Source organism: Pleurocapsa sp. PCC 7319 (genome assembly GCF_000332195.1).
Lineage (GTDB): Bacteria > Cyanobacteriota > Cyanobacteriia > Cyanobacteriales > Xenococcaceae > Waterburya.
This window is the reverse complement of sequence record NZ_KB235922.1, coordinates 5,067,115-5,087,426: the sequence shown is the minus strand read 5'-3', so window position 1 is coordinate 5,087,426 and position 20,312 is coordinate 5,067,115. Positions and strand designations below refer to the sequence as shown.

At 37.3% G+C, this 20,312-nt stretch carries 23 protein-coding genes; 16 read left to right on the top strand and 7 right to left on the bottom strand.

The window, feature by feature from the left end; genetic code table 11:
• Positions 1 to 10 precede the first annotated feature (10 nt).
• The 3 genes from PLEUR7319_RS0127215 to PLEUR7319_RS0127205 form a co-directional block, all read right to left on the bottom strand.
• A complete protein-coding gene (locus tag PLEUR7319_RS0127215) occupies positions 11 to 1,345 on the bottom strand; it encodes a cytochrome P450 (protein WP_036800903.1) in 1,335 nt (444 codons plus the stop codon).
• A gap of 143 nt (positions 1,346 to 1,488) precedes the next feature.
• Positions 1,489 to 2,004, bottom strand: coding sequence for a GNAT family N-acetyltransferase (locus PLEUR7319_RS0127210; RefSeq protein ID WP_019508394.1), 516 nt, complete (start codon positions 2,002 to 2,004; stop codon positions 1,489 to 1,491).
• Between the two features lie 26 nt (positions 2,005 to 2,030).
• Positions 2,031 to 3,410 (bottom strand): hypothetical protein, encoded by a 1,380-nt coding sequence (locus PLEUR7319_RS0127205; protein ID WP_019508393.1) that lies wholly within the window; start codon positions 3,408 to 3,410, stop codon positions 2,031 to 2,033.
• Positions 3,411 to 3,529: 119 nt separating this feature from the next.
• Here PLEUR7319_RS0127205 and PLEUR7319_RS0127200 point away from each other — a divergent pair, with 119 nt between their 5' ends.
• Positions 3,530 to 4,405 (top strand): LysR family transcriptional regulator, encoded by an 876-nt coding sequence (locus tag PLEUR7319_RS0127200; protein ID WP_019508392.1) that lies wholly within the window; start codon positions 3,530 to 3,532, stop codon positions 4,403 to 4,405.
• A 24-nt stretch (positions 4,406 to 4,429) separates the two neighbouring features.
• Here the strand turns inward: PLEUR7319_RS0127200 and PLEUR7319_RS0127195 are convergent, their stop codons facing one another.
• Both PLEUR7319_RS0127195 and PLEUR7319_RS0127190 read right to left on the bottom strand, forming a co-directional pair.
• Positions 4,430 to 4,864, bottom strand: coding sequence for a DUF4079 domain-containing protein (locus PLEUR7319_RS0127195; protein WP_019508391.1), 435 nt, complete (start codon positions 4,862 to 4,864; stop codon positions 4,430 to 4,432).
• A 212-nt stretch (positions 4,865 to 5,076) separates the two neighbouring features.
• On the bottom strand, positions 5,077 to 5,382 hold the full coding sequence (locus PLEUR7319_RS0127190) for a DUF1830 domain-containing protein (RefSeq protein ID WP_019508390.1): 306 nt from the start codon (positions 5,380 to 5,382) through the stop codon (positions 5,077 to 5,079).
• 423 nt (positions 5,383 to 5,805) lie between these two features.
• Between PLEUR7319_RS0127190 and PLEUR7319_RS0127185 the strand changes: the two genes are divergently transcribed.
• The 14 genes from PLEUR7319_RS0127185 (at position 5,806) to PLEUR7319_RS0127115 (ending at position 16,338) form a co-directional block, all read left to right on the top strand.
• Positions 5,806 to 7,377, top strand: coding sequence for a photosystem II high light acclimation radical SAM protein (locus PLEUR7319_RS0127185; RefSeq protein ID WP_019508389.1), 1,572 nt, complete (start codon positions 5,806 to 5,808; stop codon positions 7,375 to 7,377).
• 74 nt (positions 7,378 to 7,451) lie between these two features.
• Positions 7,452 to 8,825: a DICT sensory domain-containing protein gene (locus PLEUR7319_RS0127180; protein ID WP_019508388.1), complete on the top strand. Its 1,374-nt coding sequence runs from the start codon at positions 7,452 to 7,454 to the stop codon at positions 8,823 to 8,825.
• A 96-nt stretch (positions 8,826 to 8,921) separates the two neighbouring features.
• Positions 8,922 to 9,560, top strand: a complete 639-nt coding sequence (locus tag PLEUR7319_RS0127175; protein ID WP_019508387.1) for a pentapeptide repeat-containing protein — start codon at positions 8,922 to 8,924, stop codon at positions 9,558 to 9,560.
• A 228-nt stretch (positions 9,561 to 9,788) separates the two neighbouring features.
• The gene (locus PLEUR7319_RS0127170; RefSeq protein ID WP_019508386.1) at positions 9,789 to 10,205 is read left to right on the top strand and encodes a DUF29 domain-containing protein; all 417 of its coding nucleotides are present in this window, start codon (positions 9,789 to 9,791) and stop codon (positions 10,203 to 10,205) included.
• Positions 10,206 to 10,624: 419 nt separating this feature from the next.
• On the top strand, positions 10,625 to 11,212 hold the full coding sequence (locus tag PLEUR7319_RS0127160; RefSeq protein WP_019508385.1) for a TetR/AcrR family transcriptional regulator: 588 nt from the start codon (positions 10,625 to 10,627) through the stop codon (positions 11,210 to 11,212).
• Positions 11,213 to 11,307: 95 nt separating this feature from the next.
• On the top strand, positions 11,308 to 11,718 hold the full coding sequence (locus PLEUR7319_RS0127155) for a thioesterase family protein (protein WP_019508384.1): 411 nt from the start codon (positions 11,308 to 11,310) through the stop codon (positions 11,716 to 11,718).
• A gap of 92 nt (positions 11,719 to 11,810) precedes the next feature.
• Entirely contained in the window at positions 11,811 to 12,239 is a 429-nt protein-coding gene (locus PLEUR7319_RS0127150) for a hypothetical protein (protein WP_019508383.1), read from the top strand.
• An 8-nt stretch (positions 12,240 to 12,247) separates the two neighbouring features.
• Positions 12,248 to 12,376, top strand: a complete 129-nt coding sequence (locus PLEUR7319_RS43235) for a hypothetical protein (RefSeq protein WP_019508382.1) — start codon at positions 12,248 to 12,250, stop codon at positions 12,374 to 12,376.
• A 114-nt stretch (positions 12,377 to 12,490) separates the two neighbouring features.
• The gene (locus tag PLEUR7319_RS0127140; RefSeq protein WP_019508381.1) at positions 12,491 to 12,904 is read left to right on the top strand and encodes a hypothetical protein; all 414 of its coding nucleotides are present in this window, start codon (positions 12,491 to 12,493) and stop codon (positions 12,902 to 12,904) included.
• A complete protein-coding gene (locus PLEUR7319_RS0127135; RefSeq protein ID WP_019508380.1) occupies positions 12,901 to 13,674 on the top strand; it encodes a glutathione S-transferase family protein in 774 nt (257 codons plus the stop codon). Before PLEUR7319_RS0127140 ends, PLEUR7319_RS0127135 begins: the two co-directional genes overlap by 4 nt.
• A gap of 81 nt (positions 13,675 to 13,755) precedes the next feature.
• Positions 13,756 to 14,436 carry a glutathione S-transferase family protein gene (locus tag PLEUR7319_RS0127130; protein ID WP_019508379.1) on the top strand — a complete coding sequence of 227 codons (681 nt, stop codon included), beginning with the start codon at positions 13,756 to 13,758 and terminating at the stop codon, positions 14,434 to 14,436.
• 143 nt (positions 14,437 to 14,579) lie between these two features.
• Positions 14,580 to 15,128 carry a Uma2 family endonuclease gene (locus tag PLEUR7319_RS0127125; RefSeq protein ID WP_019508378.1) on the top strand — a complete coding sequence of 183 codons (549 nt, stop codon included), beginning with the start codon at positions 14,580 to 14,582 and terminating at the stop codon, positions 15,126 to 15,128.
• Positions 15,129 to 15,148: 20 nt separating this feature from the next.
• Entirely contained in the window at positions 15,149 to 15,802 is a 654-nt protein-coding gene (locus tag PLEUR7319_RS0127120) for an HAD-IA family hydrolase (RefSeq protein ID WP_019508377.1), read from the top strand.
• A gap of 47 nt (positions 15,803 to 15,849) precedes the next feature.
• Entirely contained in the window at positions 15,850 to 16,338 is a 489-nt protein-coding gene (locus tag PLEUR7319_RS0127115; RefSeq protein WP_019508376.1) for a GNAT family N-acetyltransferase, read from the top strand.
• 129 nt (positions 16,339 to 16,467) lie between these two features.
• Here PLEUR7319_RS0127115 and PLEUR7319_RS0127110 read toward each other — a convergent pair whose 3' ends face one another.
• Together PLEUR7319_RS0127110 and ggt are read right to left on the bottom strand one after the other, a co-directional pair.
• Complete coding sequence (locus PLEUR7319_RS0127110; protein WP_019508375.1) at positions 16,468 to 17,640, bottom strand: hypothetical protein; 1,173 nt, start codon at positions 17,638 to 17,640, stop codon at positions 16,468 to 16,470.
• A gap of 27 nt (positions 17,641 to 17,667) precedes the next feature.
• Entirely contained in the window at positions 17,668 to 19,446 is a 1,779-nt protein-coding gene (gene ggt, locus PLEUR7319_RS0127105) for a gamma-glutamyltransferase (protein WP_019508374.1), read from the bottom strand.
• Positions 19,447 to 19,728: 282 nt separating this feature from the next.
• Here ggt and gcvH point away from each other — a divergent pair, with 282 nt between their 5' ends.
• Positions 19,729 to 20,127 carry a glycine cleavage system protein GcvH gene (gene gcvH / locus PLEUR7319_RS0127100; protein ID WP_019508373.1) on the top strand — a complete coding sequence of 133 codons (399 nt, stop codon included), beginning with the start codon at positions 19,729 to 19,731 and terminating at the stop codon, positions 20,125 to 20,127.
• Positions 20,128 to 20,312: the final 185 nt, after the last annotated feature.

The window sequence follows — 20,312 nt, the reverse complement described above, 5'->3', positions numbered from 1 at the left end:
AGTGAGACAACTAACTGACAACACTTAGAGGAACACCATTACTCGTAGCTATAGTTAAACCTCTCCGTCTTGGTTTAACTGGTTGATTATTAGCTAATTTGAGAGAATAATTGGTTAATACTGTCGCTAATACTAATTTAATTTCTAGCAAAGCTAAAGCATAACCCAAACAACGTCGATTACCACCACCAAAGGGAATAAACTCTGATGCTGAAAATTGTCGCTCCAAAAACCTTTCAGGCTTAAACTTTTTTGGTTCAGGATAAAGATCTTCTCGATGATGAAGCGAATAAATACTAGGAACTAAAGTCGTTTCGGGAGGGAAATATTGACCGTTAATCTTAACTTCCTGTTTAGCGATTCGAGGAAAGACAATTGGTACTATAGGATAAATTCTGAGGGATTCACTAGCAACGGCGGTTAAATAAGGTAGATTAGCGATCGCCATGGGATCATCATTATTCTCTAAACTATCTAATTCTTTTAGTAATTTAGCTTTAACTTCTGGTAGTTTATGTATCCAATACAATGCCCAAGCCAAAACACTAGCAGAAGTTTCGTGACCTGCCACCAGCATACTCATCAATTCGTCTTTTAATTCTGGGTCTGTCATGGGCTGTCCGTCTTCATCTCGCGCCAATAGCATTAAACTCAGCACATCATTACCAGTTGCGGCAGATTGGTTACGTCGATGCTCAATTTCAGCCTGCAATAAATCATAAATTTCTTGTCTTTGACGAACTACTTTACCCCAAGGACTCCAGCTTCCAAGATCTTGCTGTAACCAAGTAAAAAAGAAAAAAGAAGAGCGCAGGGGAGAACCAGTCATATCTAGCAAACTAGATAATAGAGGTTTGATCTGTTGGTATCGTTCTCCTTCTCTTAAACCAAAAACAGCCTGAAGAATTACTTCTAGGGAAATATCTTGCATTGCCTTACTGGCGAGAAAAGGTTGCTGTGGCTGCCATCGATCACCTACTTCCCGAGTAATTTGACAAATAATGTCACCATAGGATTTAACCTTTTCGCCATGAAAAGGAGGCATTAAAAGCTTGCGTTCTCGTTTATGGCGATCGCCATCTAATAATATTACAGAATTACTACCCAACAAATATCGTAAAATTTCATTGCTTCTACCAGCATCAAATTGTTTGGCATCGGTGGCAAAAATTTCTTTAATAGCTTGAGGATTACTTAAAAATACTAGTGGAGAAAATCCTACTAGCTTAACGGTAAAAATATCTCCATAGCTTTTGGCGCAATCATCCAAAAAATCATAGGGACGGGTAATCCAGTTGATTGTCTGTCTCAAAGTAGACAGGGGAATCGTATTGGGTAGTTCCATGGTTGATCTGCCTTCCGTTTTATCTAAGTTAATACTTCCGGCTTTCATTGTAGATAATTGGTGAAACTTACTACTTATACTGAATAAAAAATTGAATGCGACACATCTTTTAAGGGCGAATAACCATTCGCCCCTACCCAAAATTATTTGTTGCAAACTTTAATTGAATTGGTATTACATTCTGCCAACTTTTGCAAAGCATCTTCCGTCACTCTACAAATACGCCAGTCAGGTAAAACTTTTGCTCCCATATCTTGATAAAAAGCGATCGCGCTTTCATTCCAATCTAAAACACTCCACTCTAATCTTCCTGCATCGCGCTCAATAGCTAATTTTCCCAGATAAGCCAACATTGCCTTGCCAATTCCTCGACGACGATATTCGGGCAAGACAAATAAATCCTCAAGATAAATCCCTGGTTTAGTTAAAAAAGTCGAATAATTGGGGAAAAACAAAGCAAATCCGATAATTTTTCCATCCCACTCAGTAACAATGGCTTCTGCGTAAACTCGACTACCAAATAAATGTTCTTGTAAATCTTCAACTGTACCTGTCACCTGATGGCTCAATTTCTCATACTCTGCCAATGCTTCGATCAATTTAAAAATATGGGGTACATCATCGGCGATCGCCTGGCGGATTTGCAATTCTGAATTCATTTATTTAGCAAAAGGTAAATAGAAAATTATGGAACTAAAACAATATCATGTGCCCCTCGAACCACATCAATTTTAGATCCCGTTCTTTCTAGTCGAGGTTTATCTCCCGATACTACGTTCCAGAATTCTACTGTACCTGTTTTTGGGCTTGGTTCACGGTAATTAAAAATAACTACCGCTAAAGATTTGCCCTCGGCATCAAAAGTAACTTGTTCGGGTAACAATCCCTCAAAACCATATTCATCAATATTAGTTAATTTGCCTGATTGTGAATCAAATTTCACTAACGATAGTGAACTATAGGATTTGCCACGCCAAGCAGGAATATAGTTAGGTAAATAAGTGCGGCGCATATTGACCGTTGCAATTAACGAGTCATCTGGACTAAGAGCGAAACCTTCTGGACTTAGTCCTATCTCTACCCTAGAGGCAATTGCTGGTGATTTTCCCGATTCTGGTTCAAATCTAATGGAGATGGTTTCTCCTGTAGGATTCATTAAAAAATTTAATAGTGGCTGAGATCTGGTACTCCACTTGAGATCGCATACTAATAAAAAACGACCATCAGAAGTGAATTTAGGATGACTAAGATGATTGCCTACTTCTAAAGGCTGACCAAAAGGCTTTACTTGGATCTCATCATTAGGTATTTCCGTGACATTATAAAACCCAATCCTACTGTTTTGATCTTGAGTCATTGCCAGATATTTTCCTGAAGGATGCCAAATTGCAGTTTGATTATCCATGCGGGTTCCATTACTTAACATCGGAAAATAAAAACGCTTTCCTAATTTACCGTCAGGTTGCAGTCTGACAATTAATAATTCTTTTCCTTGATCTTGTAAATTTACTGCCAGCAATTTCCCATCAGGACTAATACTTATATGTTCGGGATTGCTTCCCACTGCTACAGATTCGATAATTTTAGGTTGAGCAGGATTAGCCAGATCGACGACAGTTAGATATTTACCTTCAGGCATATCATCAATAGTCTCCAGTTCTTGAACACCATCTTCAGGACGCGATCGCACTTCCACAATATAAGCTTTTTGACCATCGGGGGAAGTAGCAATAATTTGTGGCCAAGACATGACAGAATTGGATACCTCAATCGCAGAAATTTGAGGATTATTCGAGTCAAGAGGTAAATCTAATACGGTCAGAGTATCTTCAATTCCAGCAACCCGATCTAGCTTGGCATCTGCATAGGCCGTTGCCACCATATCTGCGTCAGAGGCAATAAGTAATTTATCTCCAGTAAATGTTACGGGTAGTGGCGATTGAGGAGTTTTGGCGATCGCTACTGGCTCAATTAATTGTAATAGTCCATAAATTGCGATCGCCAAGATCAAACCAATTGCAGCCAATAAAACTGTTTTAAGCTTCTTGATTTTAATTAGCTTCATTTTATTCTGTTGATCTCAACAGTTCATTTTGTTAAATACTTCCTAAGTTGAGAGTAGAACAAATAAAACCCGATTGTCCAAGTCATTTTTGATGCTAAATTAATAACTAAAAGCTATTAATGGAATTGCGTCAGCTACGATATTTTGTTGCTGTTGCCCAAGAATTACACTTTGGCAAAGCAGCAGAACGTTTACAAATTACTCAACCCGCACTCAGCAAACAAATTAGAGTCTTAGAAACAGAACTAGAAATCCAATTATTTATTCGCACGAAACGCACCGTCAACCTAACTAAAGCAGGTGAAGTTTTTTTCGCACAAGCACAACAACTTTTACAGCAAGCAGAAGAAGCAATTCAACTGGCAAAGCGCACAGCTTCGGGAGAAGTAGGACGATTAAATATCGGATTTACAGCTACAGCCACCTATACGGTATTACCAGAGTTAATTCGGAAATTTCGATCGCGCTATCCTCAAGTAGAAGTAGAAATGTTAGAACTCTGCACAGAAGCACAAGTTGCTACACTAAATAGAGGAGAAATAGACTTAGGATTTTTGCATCCGCCGATTGATTCTCGTGGTCTGGAAATTTATCCAATTCTGTCAGAAGACTTTATCTTGGTGTTACCACCACAACACCATTTAATCGACAAACAGTCATTATCGTTCAAAGATTTAGCAGGGGAGTCTTTTCTGATACATCCTAGACAAGAAGGACCATTTCTTTACGATAGATTTCTCAAATTGTGTCGCCAAGCTGGATTTCAACCTCAGATTGTCAAAGAAGTAACCAGTCATCAAACTCGAATCTGTTTGGTGGCAGCAGGTATGGGAATTACTTTTATTCCTGCTGGCTTACAAACATTGGTTAGTCAAGATTTGATTTATAAACCGATAGAGAATTCACCAATTAAACTGGAGTTCGCAGCAGCTTGGCGTTCTCTGGTTACCATGCCAGTATTACAAGAGTTTTTAATCCTAGTGCAAAGTATGTAAATGGTTAAAGCATTCTCCAAATTACTACAAATACTTTTGCACTACTGACCAACCCGTCCAAGATACATAAGCCAGCCCAACGAACAAAATAGCGTTGACAGAAATGTGAAGCGATCGCGCCCAAGTATTATGAACATCAATTTGGTTAGCACTCCAAGCAGACAGACAAATTAACCAAACTACAAACAAACCTGCCCACAAATGTGACGAATGTCCTAGGTTGCCGTAGTAACCGACTGTGCCAACAATACCGATCGCCAATAACAAAAAAACCAAAAAAACAATTATTATCCCGCTGATATAGTGGGCATTTCTCAACCAGGGTGGGCGACCAATTCTTGTAACACGACCATAAAACATCCAGCTACCGAAAAAGAGCAGAAGCAAATAAAAAGCGATCGTACCTCCCATTGCCCAAGCAGCAATTTTCCAAAGCCACAGAAAAGACGGTAAATCCAAATTTACTACCTAGAATATTGATTCTTGTCGATAACATTTTCGACTATATTTTTTAGTATAAACAAAGGGAGTCGCTAATATTACAACTCCCTCAAATTATTCTTGATGTAAAGTAAATTTTTTATCTTAATTTTGTTTTTTAACCACAATTTTAAATGTCAAAAAATTCTGAACATATTTCATCAGATTACTCTTTGCCATAGTCAAATTCTTTAAACACTTGTTATGGCTTCTTTTCTGATTTTGACTTGATCCCTTTCTATTTTTTGCAGAGCAAGCCTTTGACAGGGAATAGTGTCAGATAATATGGCACTTGCCATCATTCCTGAATGTATCTCCAGAATACCATTAGGATTGGCTTCAAATACTAGTCTTTGTCCTGGAAAAACTACCCGCTCAAAATACCAGTTTGAAATATTAGTAATACGAGCTACTTGGATTTGACTAGTAGCGTTAACGTAGCAACAAAGAATGCTACCATTTTCATCATTAGGTAAAGAATCTAGAATTTGTGCCATGACTAAAGTGAAGAGTTAAAAAGTATTTTTTTATTGCCCTATATAAACTAACATTTCTTGATCCCTACTGGCTGTAAAAGAAGCTACCAATAGACATTTATCTCATCCTCTATTCAAACAATTTCAGAACAAGTATTTCTTAAGAAAGTTTTTATATTTATTTTAGATTGTCGCCTAATGTGACTTCTATTTAAATTTCCAGCTTAAAATCCTTTTCCTAGTATCAATATTTACGGAAATGTGCCGATTTAGAACACAAGCTCGATATTTACTCCAGCACTACCATTTTTTATATGGTTGATTGTCAGGAACAATCTCGCTAAAGTTAAGTTATATGAATAAATTATGATCATCAACAGCAAAAAATATATCCCAGACTAAAACAATCTCATAAAACTCTTAAAAGTTAACAGTATCAAAGCTATGACTCAGAGAATTCTCTATGTCCGTCTCCCCTGTAACCCGATTTTTCCCATTGGAGTAGTCTATCTTGCCGATCATGTTCATAAGCTTTTTCCTCAGATCAAGCAGAGAATATTCGATTTAGGGACGGTTCCTCCACTAGACTTTAATCGTGCTTTAGACCATTGTATTGATGAGTTTCAACCTTCCCTACTAGTTTTTTCGTGGCGCGATATTCAAATTTATGCTCCAGTGGGAGGTCGGGGTGGTAATCCTTTACAAAATGCTTTTGAATTTTACTACGCTAAAAATCCTCTGATTAAACTCAAAGGAGGTCTAGGCGGTTTAAAAGTAGCTACTGCTTATTACGGAGAGCTATGGCGTAACACTGGCTTAATTAAGCGAGGACTAACACGAGCCAAGAAATATTGCCCAAACGCTAGTACTATCGTTGGTGGCGGTGCAGTCAGCGTGTTTTATGAACAACTTCAGCAGCAGTTACCTCAAGGCACAATTGTTTCAGTAGGTGAGGGAGAACAACTACTTGAGAAAATTCTGAGAAATCAAGAGTTTCGTGATGAACGCTGTTATGTCGTAGGTGAAAATCAACCTAGGGAAAGACTAATTCACGAGTGGCCTACTCCTATCGAGAAGAGTGCCTGTGATTATCAATATATATCGACTATTTGGTCGGAATTTGCTTATTATCTCCAAGAAAACGACTTTTATATTGGCGTACAGACCAAAAGGGGCTGTCCCCATAACTGTTGCTATTGTGTTTATACCGTAGTTGAAGGTAAGCAAGTCCGCATTAACCCTGCTGATGAAGTAGTCAAAGAAATGCGCCAGCTTTATGAGAGAGGAATTCGCAATTTTTGGTTTACTGATGCTCAGTTCATTCCTGCTAAAAAATATATTCCGGATGCCATTGAGTTATTACAAAAGATTGTTGATTCCGGCATGAAAGACATTCATTGGGCAGCTTATATTAGAGCGGATAATGTTACCCCGGAACTAGCCAAGTTAATGGTTCAAACAGGGATGAACTATTTTGAAATTGGTATTACTAGTGGTTCTCAAGAGTTAGTACGCAAAATGCGTATGGGCTACAATCTGCGTGTTGTCTTACAAAATTGTCGAGATCTTAAAGCGGCAGGGTTTAACGATCTTGTTTCTGTCAACTATTCTTTTAACGTGATCGACGAAACTTACGAAACAATTAGACAAACAATTGCTTATCACCGGGAGTTAGAAGCAATCTTTGGTGTAGATAAAGTAGAACCAGCAATTTTCTTTATTGGCTTACAACCTCATACTCATCTAGAAGAATATGCTTTTGAGAACAATATCCTCAAACCAGGATATAATCCCATGAGTTTAATGCCTTGGACAGCCAAAAAGTTGCTCTGGAACCCCGAGCCGTTGGGTTCTTTTTTTGGTGAAGTATGTTTGCAAGCTTGGAAACAAAATCCTAACGATTTTGGTCGAGAAGTGATGCGGATTTTAGAGAATAAGTTAGGTAAAGCACCCCTAGAAGAAGCGTTATCTGCCCCTGTAAAATCAGATAAACAGAAATTGACTGTTACTGTTTAAAAAACCAATTATATTATCCAGGGATGTGTTACATAAAGTGCCATCTCAATCTTAAAACAACTAATTTATTTATTATGCTGGAAGGTTCGATCTTAAGAAGACTCAATGAAGCCCATTGCCATGACAAACAACCCCTTAATTTGGGAGTTTACTACAAAAACACTCTAGTCGCGCTTTGTCATGCTTTGGAAGACTTTATTTTAGATTCCGATAGTGCGCCCTTAATGGTGACAGCTTTTCAGCGTGGTAAATGGTATCTGGAAGAAGCCGATCGCTATAATGATTTAGCTGATAAATCTGAATATGTGGCTATCTTGGCAACCCCAGATGCAGGATTTGAGATACATCCCACCAGCAAAAAAGAAAACGTAGCCTTAGTTCACCTTCAGCAAGATGATCCTGTCGCTGAAGAGTGGCATTTAATGATTCTTTCTCCAACTTACACAGCAATGGTGCTTTGTCAGGAGTTGTCTGAAGCAGATTATGGCTCAAACAAACCACAAGAAGATCTAGAACGTAAATTCTATGGTTTTTGGACATTTGAACCAGAACTTGTGCGCGAGACAGTAGAATTGACAATCGATCATATCAAAGACTATCAGCCAGAATTAGCTAAGTTAATGTCCAACAAAGTAGCTAGAATGACTGCTGAATCTGGTACAAGACAGAGAGATGATTTAGATGCGGTAGTTTCTCAGGTAGTTAAATATCTCCAAAATTGCCAAAAAATACTACATCAACCAGGAATGGCTGACAGTGTTAGCGGTTTTAAAGATTTAGATGAAAATATTGTCTCCAACGAAATGCAAGCTTTCCTACGGATGGCTCAATTATTGGATATTACTGATGTCAGTAATCCCATGGCAGCTTCAGAAGTGGCAGCGATGGCTGAAGCAATGGCTCAGTTGCTAGATCTTCCTGCATGGCAAGCTAAACGACTCTATTTATCTGGATTATTACATCGTGTGGGTTTACCAGGAGTAACCAAAAACCGTCCTCGGCAATCACAAGTGCAGCAAGAAGTGTTAAAACATGATAATTCTGCCTCTAAGGCTTCAGTTTTGAGGGTAATGCCGCAATTAGAAGCAATATCTCGAATTTTGACTCATCAACGGGAAGCTTGGGATGGTTCGGGAATTCCTGAGGGGTTAGCTTATGATGCAATTCCTTTAGAGTCTCGGATAATTTGTCTTCTGGCAGATTTTCAGCAAAAAGTGAAGGCTTACAAACAATATTCCACAGATAAAAATCCCGTTACTCAAGCTTTAGAAGATTGTCAGACTTTAGCGAACAAACGTTACGATCCCAAACTGCTAGATGCTTTGTCTCTCTTAGTTATGGGAATGCAGCAGGGGATGACCCTAGAAGCCTATCAACCTAAAATTGCGACAGGAATGTGGTTGGTAAATTCTAGCGATATCAACGAAAATCAAACCACATCTTCCTAAGTCATCACATATTGAGCAAACCCTAATTGCTAACCAGCTATTAGCTCAGAATCAACACCATAAAATCTATCTTAATTTAAATTTAATAACATTCTAATGACCGTAGAAACAATTCGCGCCGGACAAGAAAAGCATTTTCCAGGGGTGGATCTAGAAGACGAAGATCTCGCTAACTGCCAACTAGAAAGAATCAATTTAGCAGGGGCAAATTTAGTTGGAGCAGATTTTTCTTGTTCTAACCTGAAAGGAGCGAGATTGGATGGTGCCAACCTCTTGGGGGCAAATTTAAAATTGGCGGATCTTCGAGCAAATCTATTGGGAGCGAACCTAATGCAAGCAGATTTAAGTAATGCTGACTTGCGTGGTAGTAATTTGAGAGGTGCCAATTTAATGGGAGCCAAAGTATCTCAAGCTTCTCTATCTGGAGCATTTCTTAGTGGGGCAAATTTAACTGGAGTTAATCTCAAAGGTGTTGATTTAAGAGGTACTGACTTGCGCGGGGTTAATCTCAACAGTGCTAACCTCAAAGGAGCTAATCTATCTCAGGCTGATTTACAGGGGGCTAACCTTAGTGACACCAATCTCGAAGAAGCAGATTTACGGGGAGCAGATTTACGGGGAGCAAATTTATCAGGGGCAAACTTACTCTGTGCTGAATTGGATGGCAGCAATGTAGATGGAGCCAACTTAGAGCGAGCTTGTATTTTAGGTACAGCGATCGCGAGTTTGCAGTAAGTTTAGTTGGAAAATGATGGGTTGGGGCAAGCAGGGTAAGCAGAGAAGACACAGAAAGCAGGGCGAGATCCTTATCAATTTTATCCCTCAAATCAATGTTGACTGACCACTAGAAAGATTTTAACTTTGTTCTTATCCGGAATTAGCTTGTTTTAACCAGTTAAATAAAAGCTAACGGTATTGTCACTGTTGAGTGGGTATCTTGATAGGATGTTATGTCCGTCGGTTATGAACAACGATTACAATAGCGACTACGTTACTTGGCTTGAGATTCAATCTGAACTGTTAAGAAAAGGAGATTACGATAATGTTGATCTTGATCATCTGATTAAACATTTAGAGTATTTAGCTAGAGAAGAAAAAGAAAAGTTACGATATCTTGCTTATAAAATCATAGTCAATTTGCTCTTAATTGATTATTGGAAAATACAAAAACAATCTATTCCCTATTGGTTAGGCGAGGTTGATGACTATCAGTTTCAATTAAATGAGAAATTAACCGTTAACCATAAAATTCTGTTGAATATTGTTGTCGACGAAATATATTTAATGTCGAAGAGAACTGCTAGTAGAATAAGTGGCATGGAGCAAGAGCATTTTCCCCAGATCTGCCCTTACACCTTGGATGATATTTTGCACAAATGACAATATTCTTTGCCCAAATTTATCGATCAAGATTAAACCGCGAAGCGGTTAGCTCTTAGCTCTTAGCCGTTAGCTATTAGCTTGGTTGAAACTCTTTCTGTGCAAAGGCATTCTTTTTGCCGCATGCAAGATTCTATGTCTAATTTGTATCAAAAGCCGTCGTGGAACAACGGGGCTTCAGACCCAATTATTTCGGAGAAGAGAAAAAAGGGAACTGAAATACCTGTTCCCTCAATTAAAGTCGTCAAAAGGAATTACCAAGCTGATTAGTAATATAATACTAATTGATGAATTAGTCAACTTGCAAATAAATTGAAATATCTTGGTCTAGAAATATTTGAAGGCATCATTCAAAGTATATTTGCCAGAAATAATGTTTTATATTACTCTAAAAAAAAGACCGATAGGTCTTAAAATTAATGTCCAAAGCACATCAGACTAAAGCACGCATAATTCATCAGGCAGCCGAGCTATTTAACCTCAAAGGTTATACAGGTTCATCGATCGCCGATATTATGCAGGCAACAGGTTTAAAAAAAGGAGGAATATATAACCATTTTAAGAGTAAAGATGAGCTGGCTTTAGAAGCATTTGATTATGCTGCTAGTCTTCTTAGTCAAAGGATTTGGAGTGTGGTGAGAACAAAACGCCATGCAATTGAACGTTTACAAGCACTAGTATCCAGTTACCTGATTTATATCGATGCTCCGCCAATTATAGGAGGCTGTCCGATTATGAATACAGCGATTGAAACCGATGATACAGATTCGCCTTTACGCGATCGCGCTCTAGAAGCAATGAATTCTAGTCGCAGCCTAATTGTTCGGATCATACAAAAAGGAATCAAGAAAGGAGAAATACGGTCGACTGTTGAACCTGATAACGTTGCCACAATTATTTTTTCGACATTAGAAGGGGCAATTATGATGAGCAAACTCGAACGAAATCCTATTCATCTAAAGAGAGCAGTAGCTCATTTGCAAAATTATATTAAAGACAATCTTTAATGAGTAAGAAGTAAAAAGTAATTACACTTTGACCAAACAATTTTTTTTACCTTAAAAAAGACCAATCGGTCTGTAATTTACATGATTAATCTCAAATGGAACAAAAACCTTTAGAAGTAAGCCTGAAGTTCCCTGTTAAAACCTATGACATAGATTTTGCAGGAATTGTGAGCAATATTGTCTATATTCGTTGGTTAGAAGACTTGAGGTTGAAAATGCTAGAGTCTTATTTTCCTTTAAAGCACCTAATGGAGCAAGGATATTGTCCCATTATTGCCTCTACCGAAATCAGGTATAAAAAAGCTCTGAAGATATTTGACAAGCCTATGGGAAAAATGTGGATATCTAAATTAGGGCGATCGCGTTGTACTCTGCAAGCGGAGATTTATCTCTACGATGAAATAGTTACTACTGCGACTCAAATGGGATTTTTTATAAATCAAGAAACTATGCGCCCAATGGCTATTCCTGAAGAAGTAAAAAATATTTATGCCCGATATCAATAGCTTGTTGTGCAAGTACTACTTGCATTTATCGAAAATAATTGCTATTCATGAAGATACAAGTAAGTGATGCTTGCATTATTCGAGAAATAACAATGAATTTATCTCTACAACTGCTGTTTCATGGTGCGATTGTTCTTTTAATTGGACAACTATCTGGAATTCCCTATGGTTCAGCTATTACTAAAAAAAAAGATGAAGAAATTGTACGGGCATGGAAAGTAGCTCATTCTGGGCTATCGATGGGGGGAACAACGATGATTGCCTTTGCTGCTGCAATAAATCAATTGGATATGAATGTGCTTGCTTTGGCAATATTAGTTTGGTCATCCGTAATTTCAGGATACGGGTTTTGTATTGCTCTGCCTTACGGTGCATGGGTTGGTCATCGTGGGCTTTCTGTAGGCAAAACTATTGAAAATAAAATTGTTTACGCAGGCAATATTGTAGGTGCTACAGGCTCTTTGATTAGCACTTTGACACTTATCTTTGGCTGTTTACAATCAATGGCTATTTTTAGTTGAGGAAATAAATGGAGAAGCAAGACTACCAAGTAATTCAAGCTTATTTGTATGAGCAAATTCCCTTGTCAAGAAAGATTTCAGTTCAAGAAATAGAACAAAGATTCATTAGCGATCGCCTGTATATAGAAAAAAATTAGAAGTTGACTTTACCAAATCACACCTGAAGAGTTAGCCGCAGCTTATCAATATGGCTTAGACAAAGGCAGAGACTTTTTAACGTAATTACCTAATCATTATGGAGGATTCAACTGATGAAAAAGCGAAGTAAAACTAGTTTACTGCCAATTTTGATTTTTAGTATTGTCATTACCAGTATTCACTACACAGACAACGCTATTTTCGTTCATGACTATCCTGAACCAGAATGGTTTACTACTTCTGGCGTGTTTATTACCTGGGTTGTAATGACTCTAATTGGAATAATAAGTTACTGGGTTTATAGCAAACAAAAATATTGGTTGAGTTATTTCCTTTTAGGTATTTATGCTGGTACAGGATTATCTAGTCCAGCACATTACTTTTATGGTTCGTTGTCCCAGTTTTCGATCAAAATGCACATTCTGATTTGGACTGACGTAATTGCAGGATTATCGATAGTAGGCTTCATCATTTGGTCGTTTTTAATCGCTCAAGAATGGCGTATAACAGAGGAGATAGAAGGATGAACACAGTAAATCAAGAAAAACCTTTATTAATTGCGATCGCCGTTAGTCATTACTGTGAGAAAGTTCGTTGGGCGTTGGATTACCTGAATGTTGATTATGTAGAAGAAAACCATGCACCACCATTTCATAGACAATATACATCTCGCTATGGAGGAACGACTGTCCCCGTATTGATCATAGATAATAAAGCCTTAGTTGATTCTCATGACATACTACATTACTTGAATCGTGTTTCCACAGACAAGCAACTTTATCCCCAAAATATAGAGTTACGAGATCGAGTAGAAATAATCGAAAAACTATGTGATGACCAATTGGGAGGAGCAACGCGCTGCTGGGGCTACTATTATGCTATGCAAACACCCAAGCTAGTAGAAAGAGCTTGGAGTAAAGGCACAAGTGCTACTGAGAAAAAACAAAATGCGTCCGTTTTTCATAAGACATTAGAGTTATTCAAACAAAACTACAACATTAGCACAGAGGGTAAACAAATTGCTTTACAAACAATTAGAAAGACTTTTTCTGCTCTAAATCAAAAATTATCGCTAGGTCAAAAATATTTAGTCGGCGACCGCCTATCCGCAGCAGATATCACCTTTGCTGCGCTAGCTGCTCCTGTAATACGTCCCGAACATCATCCTGTTTATGACTCTCAATTATCAAAAATGCCAACAGAAATGGTTGAAGTAATTCAAGAGTTGAGAAACACACCGGCAGGCAAATTAGTTGCGCGTATGTATTGCGAACATAGACACGAGCAAGATCGATAAACTTTTTACACAAATCATCATCTGAATTAATACACTTCCCAAACCAACAATTTTTTGATTAACAGTAATTAAGATTTATCCATGCTGGAATTTTACTATCATCCTCTATCTCCATTATCTCGTCGTGTTTGGATTGCTTTATTAGAGAAAAAGATCCCTTTCAAATCAATACTCGTAAATATTCAAGATGGAGAGCAATTTAAACCAGATTTTCTGGCACTTAATCCTTTTCATCATGTACCAGTAATTGTTGATGATGGCTTGCGAGTTATAGAATCTCTAGCAATTTTAGATTATTTAGAAAGCAAGTATCGCGATCGCCCTTTACTGCCACAAGATGCTTCACAGTTAGCTAAAGTACGCATGGCACAGATGGTAAGCAATAATGAATTATCTTCTTTAGTTATTCCCTTGATGAGCGAAACAGAAGATTCCCCACTGCTAGGAAAAGCTAAACGCAAAATCAACAGAATTTTACACTTTTTTGCCGAATTATTAGCAGATAATGCCTATTTTGGCGGAGAAAACCTTTCTTTAGGCGATATTGTGGCGGGTAATGCTGTAGTTTTGATCTCAAAATTAGACTTTAATATCAGTCAGTTTGAGAAAATTGAGCAGTGGTGCGATCTCTTGATGGAAAGAGAAGTCTGGCAAACAACACAACCTAATGATGAACAAATAGCTATATTCAAACAAACTGTTCAAAAGTTGGTTAAATTGAAAGGTCAGAATCAGATTATTGATAAGGTAAAGCAATCATAGATATTTTTGGTAATTGAGCTAGAAAATAATTCAACAAGCGATTGCGCGGAGCGCACCAGCAAAGCTGATCGCTAAATCCTACTATGACTTTAATCGCAATAAAATAGTTGAGCAGGTAAAGGATAATTTAGACAAGGCTATATATGACTTTAACTACTTATAAATGGTCTGTTGAGGAATGGCATGAATTGGTTAACTCTGGATTATTAGAGGGAAAACCAGTGGAATTGCTGGAAGGAGAGATTGTCGAAATGAGTCCAGAGAGTATAGAACATAGTTATACAAAAGATAGCGTAGTCAAGTATTTGAGGATTCTTTTGGCAGGTTTGGCTGATGTTAGAGAGTCTCACCCTATTACTCTAGATAACAGTGAGCCTGAACCAGATATAGCCATTGTTAGGCTGCCAGAAAGTATATATCGTAATCATCACCCTTATCCACAAGATATTTATTGGTTAGTAGAAATCTCGAATAAGACATTAAAAAAAGATATTGAGCAAAAAATTATTACCTATGCTCGCAATGGTATAGCTGAATATTGGGTAATCGATCTAGTTAACAAAAAACTTATAACTCATACTCAAATACAAAATAATAGCTATAGTAAAGTTGCTGAGTATCAAACAGGTACAGTTTCACCTTTAACTTTTCCAAATATAAAAATAGCTATTAATAAATTATTGCTATTTTAAAACAACTAACTGTCTCAAATATGATTAAATGTATAATTTTTGACTGTGATGGTACGCTAGTTGATAGTGAAGTGCTTTGCAACTTAGGTTTAGAAATGAAGCTCAAAGAGTTTGGTATTCAAGCAAATCTTCAATCAATGGTTAATCGTTTTCGCGGTTGGAAACTGGCAAATATTGTTGATGTTTTAGCGCAAGAATATAATCTGGAATTAGATGAGACTTTCATTACCTCATATCGCGAACTTGTAGGAGATTTATTTAATTCTCAATTAAAGCCAATTTCTAATGTTGCAATCGCCTTAGAAAAAATCCCTCAGCCTAAGTGTGTGGCTTCTAATGCACCTTTAGAGAAGATTAAACAAGCAGTTCAAGTAACTAATTTAGAACATTTTTTCGATAACAATCTTTTTAGTTCTTATGTTGTTCAAGCTTGGAAACCAGAACCAGATTTATTTTTATATGCAGCTAAAAAGATGGGAGTACATCCAAAAAATTGTGTTGTTGTGGAAGATAGCATTGTAGGGATAGAAGCTGCTCAACGTGCTGGAATGAAGTCTTTTTTTTATCAGCCTAATAAGTTTGCTTTATCACAGGTGGATAACATAATATCTTTTCAAGATATGTTAGAACTTCCTGGTTTGATTGTAGATAGTTCAAACGAAGTAACTGTGTAAGATATTTACTTCAAAGCAAAAAGTAAAAGCGATTTTAACTAAATCTCATGGTTAAGATTTTACCTATAAAAAAACATCAGATTGAACAGGCAAAGCAAGTTGTACTGACTGTTAGTTTAGAAATTTGGCAAGGTGAAATATCAGAAGAGGAGTTTAAACGTATTGATTCAATGTCTGATATTACTAATGTAAAATCCCACTATTTTGATCATAATGGTCTATTTTTAGTATTAATAGATAAGGATAAAGTTGTAGGTACTGGGGGAATTCGACAACTTGAAGCTAAAATCTGTGAACTAAAGCGAATGTGGTTTCTTAAGGCGTATCGGGGACAAGGATTAGGTCAAAAAATGACTCAAAAGCTCTTTAATTTTGCCAAACAAGCAGGATATCAAAAAGTACGACTCGATTTAGCAAATGAGGAAAAGCAATTTCAAGCTATGAGATTTTATAACAAACAGGGTTTTTATCCAATTGAACGTTATAATGACAGTCCCTGTACAGTATTTAGGGAAAAACTTTTAGAAAAAATTTAGCTGGTTGGGAATTATAAAAAGTTAAACACTTTATAATTGATTTAGGAACGATTGAGTATAGTTATGAAAGAGTTATCGACAGTTGCATCAAAAAATTTACTGATAGTCTTCCTCTAGCTATAACTGTTGTCATTTCTGCCTAAATTCAACGCCATCATATTTGAGATCTTTTAACTCAATTTCTTGATTTGTGAGTAAGTATTTTTCAAAAAACTTCAAGTGATAATTGGTAACAATTTCACGAAATTCATATTTTTCTCTTTTACCTATTTGATTCAAAAGATTTGCTTGTCTGAATATAAATAGTGCATCTGAATAACCAAAATGTTGTGTATTATCTAAGGTTATTATATATGTATCTTTTGTATTATATATATAAGTCGTTCTTGAAATATTTTTGCTCAGATGAGTACCTAAAAGCATAAAAGGTGTATTAATATCTTTATACAAAAAGTCTCCGCAAGTTGCACCATCGATATTTATTCCAGCTACAAATCTATGATCGTTTAAACAAGTCTGAGCAGAGGTTACCCCTCCATAAGAATGACCTGTAATTCCCATCCCTAAATTGAGCTTAAACTTATTGTTAAATATTGATTCTATTTCCCCTTTATTTAAAGCTTCTAATTGATCGGCTACAAAGATAGAATCATCTACCCAGATCTTTACATTGTTAGTTAAAATTTCATTATTTTTGAGAATATATTCTGATGTTTCCATTGCTTTGCTATCTGAATAATATTCTTTTGTAGATGCTTTAAATATTTTTTGGAGGTATTTTAAAGAAGTAACTGATTTCAAATTTTCTTGGATAGTGCGCTCCATTTTTATTACTCTGCCATCCAAATATTTTACCCCTGAAGCCTCATAAGGATGACCTACAGAAACAACTATATATCCTGAACTAGCTAAATCTGAACATAATATTGTACTTTGCATTGTATGACCACTATAGCCATGGTTAAAAATAATGACTGGATAGTTATCTTCACTTGATGCAATTGGTACATTTTTATAACAATTGGTCTTAACTTTTGCGACATTTTTTGAGAAGAGTCCAAATGTCATTTTGCTCAGAACCTCTAATAATTCTGGAGAAGAATAAGGTGCGCTGTCTTTGCCTTGATTACTTTCGGCTGGATAAAAGATAGTTACAGGAATTTTTCTAAATGCGTTATCCTCTTCAAATGGAAACACCTTTTTTCTACTCTTATCGGTAAAATCTAACTGTGTAATTCCCACAACATATTTACCAACTGGTTTTGGTAGTTCTTTTGAATTTCCAAATAAGATTCCCAGCACAACAAACCTCCCTTAAATCACCAACGCCTAATAAGCTAAGGCTTTTCCCGCAGGTTTGCGAACGTCATTTACTCCTTCTAATAAACCTGTTTCAGGATTGAGCATAATTGATTCGGCTGCCCCCCAGGTACGGAAAGGAATGATGCTGTATCCTCTCAATTTTAAGCCTCTGATAGTCTCAGGATTGACTGCATTGGGTTCACTAAGAATCCGATCTGGAAAACCTTGATAATGAAGACGGGGAGTGTTGACAGCTTCACTAAGATTTAAATCATAGTCAATCACATTGGTGATTACTTGTACCACTGTAGTCGGAATTGTCGAACCGCCAGGACTACCCGTAACTAAATAAACTTTTCCTTCTTTAGTAACAATAGTAGGCGACATAGAACTAAGAGGGCGTTTTCCTGGTTCAATTATATTGGCTTCTCCCTGTCGTAAACCAAATTGATTTGCCTCTCCTACTTTGCTAGTAAAGTCATCCATTTCATTGTTGAGTAAAAAACCAGTTCCAGGAGCAATCACTCCAGCACCAAAATAAGAATTGATTGTATAAGTTACCGCTACGGCATTACCTTCACGATCAACTACCGAATAATGAGTAGTGTTGGTTCCTTCTGGTTGAATATTGTTGTAAACAGATTCAGGAGGAATAGCTGGATAAGCAATTTTTTCTCTTAATTTAGCTGCGTATTCTTCAGATAAAAGTCTCTCTACAGGATTGTCAACAAAATTAGGATCGCCTAAGTAGCGATTGCGATCGCCAAAAGCCAGAAGCATGGAAGCAAAGAAATGATGCAAGCTCACTGGGGTTCTCCAACCAAAGGCTTTTAAGTCATAACCCGATAAGATATTCAACATTTGACAGACAGTTGTACCGCCACCAGGAGGAGGCGAAGATATGACTTGATATCCTCGATAGTCACACTTTACTGGTTCAGCTTCATTTACTTGGTAATTAGCAAAGTCTTCCAAACTTAAAATGCCTTGATTGTCTTGACTAGCAGCAACAATCTTTTCCGCTATTTCACCCTGATAAAAAGCATCTGTTTGTGATTCGGCAATTGAGGTCAAGGTTGCTGCCAAATCTGATTGAATTAAAACTTCGCCGGGTTGATAAACTTCACCATTTTTTAAAAAGATCTCGGCAACATTTGGTTTTTCTAGCTTCTCTTTGCCAGCTTCAAATATATCGACATCCCCTTGGTGCAAGCTATAGCCATCTTCAGCCAGCGCGATCGCCGGTTTGATTACGCGATCGCGTTTCATCGTGCCATATTTAGTTAAGGCATAATTTAAGCCCTTAACTGTTCCTGGAACACCAACAGCGAGATAACCTTCTGTGCTTAATCCCTCAACAATATTTCCTGCCTCGTCAAGGTACATATCCTTATTAGCAGCTAGAGGGGCAGTTTCCCGAAAATCAATAAAAGTTTCTTCGCCATTTGCCAAGCGAATTAACATAAAACCACCCCCACCAAGATTGCCACAGCAGGGATCGCTAACCGCTAAACCATAACCCATGGCTACGGCAGCATCGATTGCATTGCCACCGTCCTGAAGTATTTGCAAGCCAAGCTGAGATGCCTCTCTTTGGGTTGAAACAACTACACCGTTTTTTCCCTTGGCGGTAGGTTCTACTGTCTCAGCATTGACTGGATTACATACAGGCAATAAAGAATTACGACAACTTAAATGGCTCAGAATTTGATAGGCAAAAGGAGAATCAAGATTGCCATAGATAGCAATAGCCAGAAATAAAATTACACCACTAATTAAAGCAATACTTTTCCTTGCGATTGCCATAGGTCAAAATTTAAAGAGTAAAAGGAGTAGAGTTTCTAATTATCAGTTTAAAGTAATATATTGGTCAAAGAGGCTGATAGCTGATAGCTAAAAACCGTTTAATCTGAACGAAGCTTCTTGGTGAGCATTCCCTTGCGCCTAAGAGCGACGCGGGGTCTCACCGCTATTTCACATTAAGCATTTATCCAAAATGTACAATAATTTTTCAAACTCAAAACCGAACACCCTAATTAACTGATCATTGTTGTAAACTAGATTTTGCTCACGATTGAGAGGGGAATAATGGAGATAGAATATCCAGAAGATTTAAGATATCTAGATAGTCACGAATATGTCCGTTTTGATGGCGAAATCGCTACGATTGGGGTTAGTGCCTTTGCGATCGATCAGTTGGGAGATGTAGTTTTTTTAGAGCTACCAGAGGTCGGTGATGCAGTAGAAGTAGGAGAAACTCTGGGAACAATTGAATCTGTTAAAGCTGTAGAAGATCTGTATCCACCAGTTTCAGGAACAGTAATTGATCGTAACGAAACTGCCATCGATGCACCAGAAACGCTCGCCGAAGATCCCTATGGAGAAGGTTGGTTAATTAAAGTTAAAGTAGACGATCCAGACGATGAGTTAGCAGACACTCTTACCGCTAGCGAATATCGCGCTCAAGTTGAAGGTATGGATACCTAAAAACATTCAGATGATTTGAGCCCTTGATTATCAATAATTAAGCTTCTACTTTCTCAATGTAAAAATAAGCATACAGATTCTTGACAAATTGCTTCTCTTAGAGGGTAAAATTTGTTAACCTTTATTAAAAATCGCGGAACAAAGTGGTTGCGGTACTCAGTTGACAATGCACCACTATTTTTTTA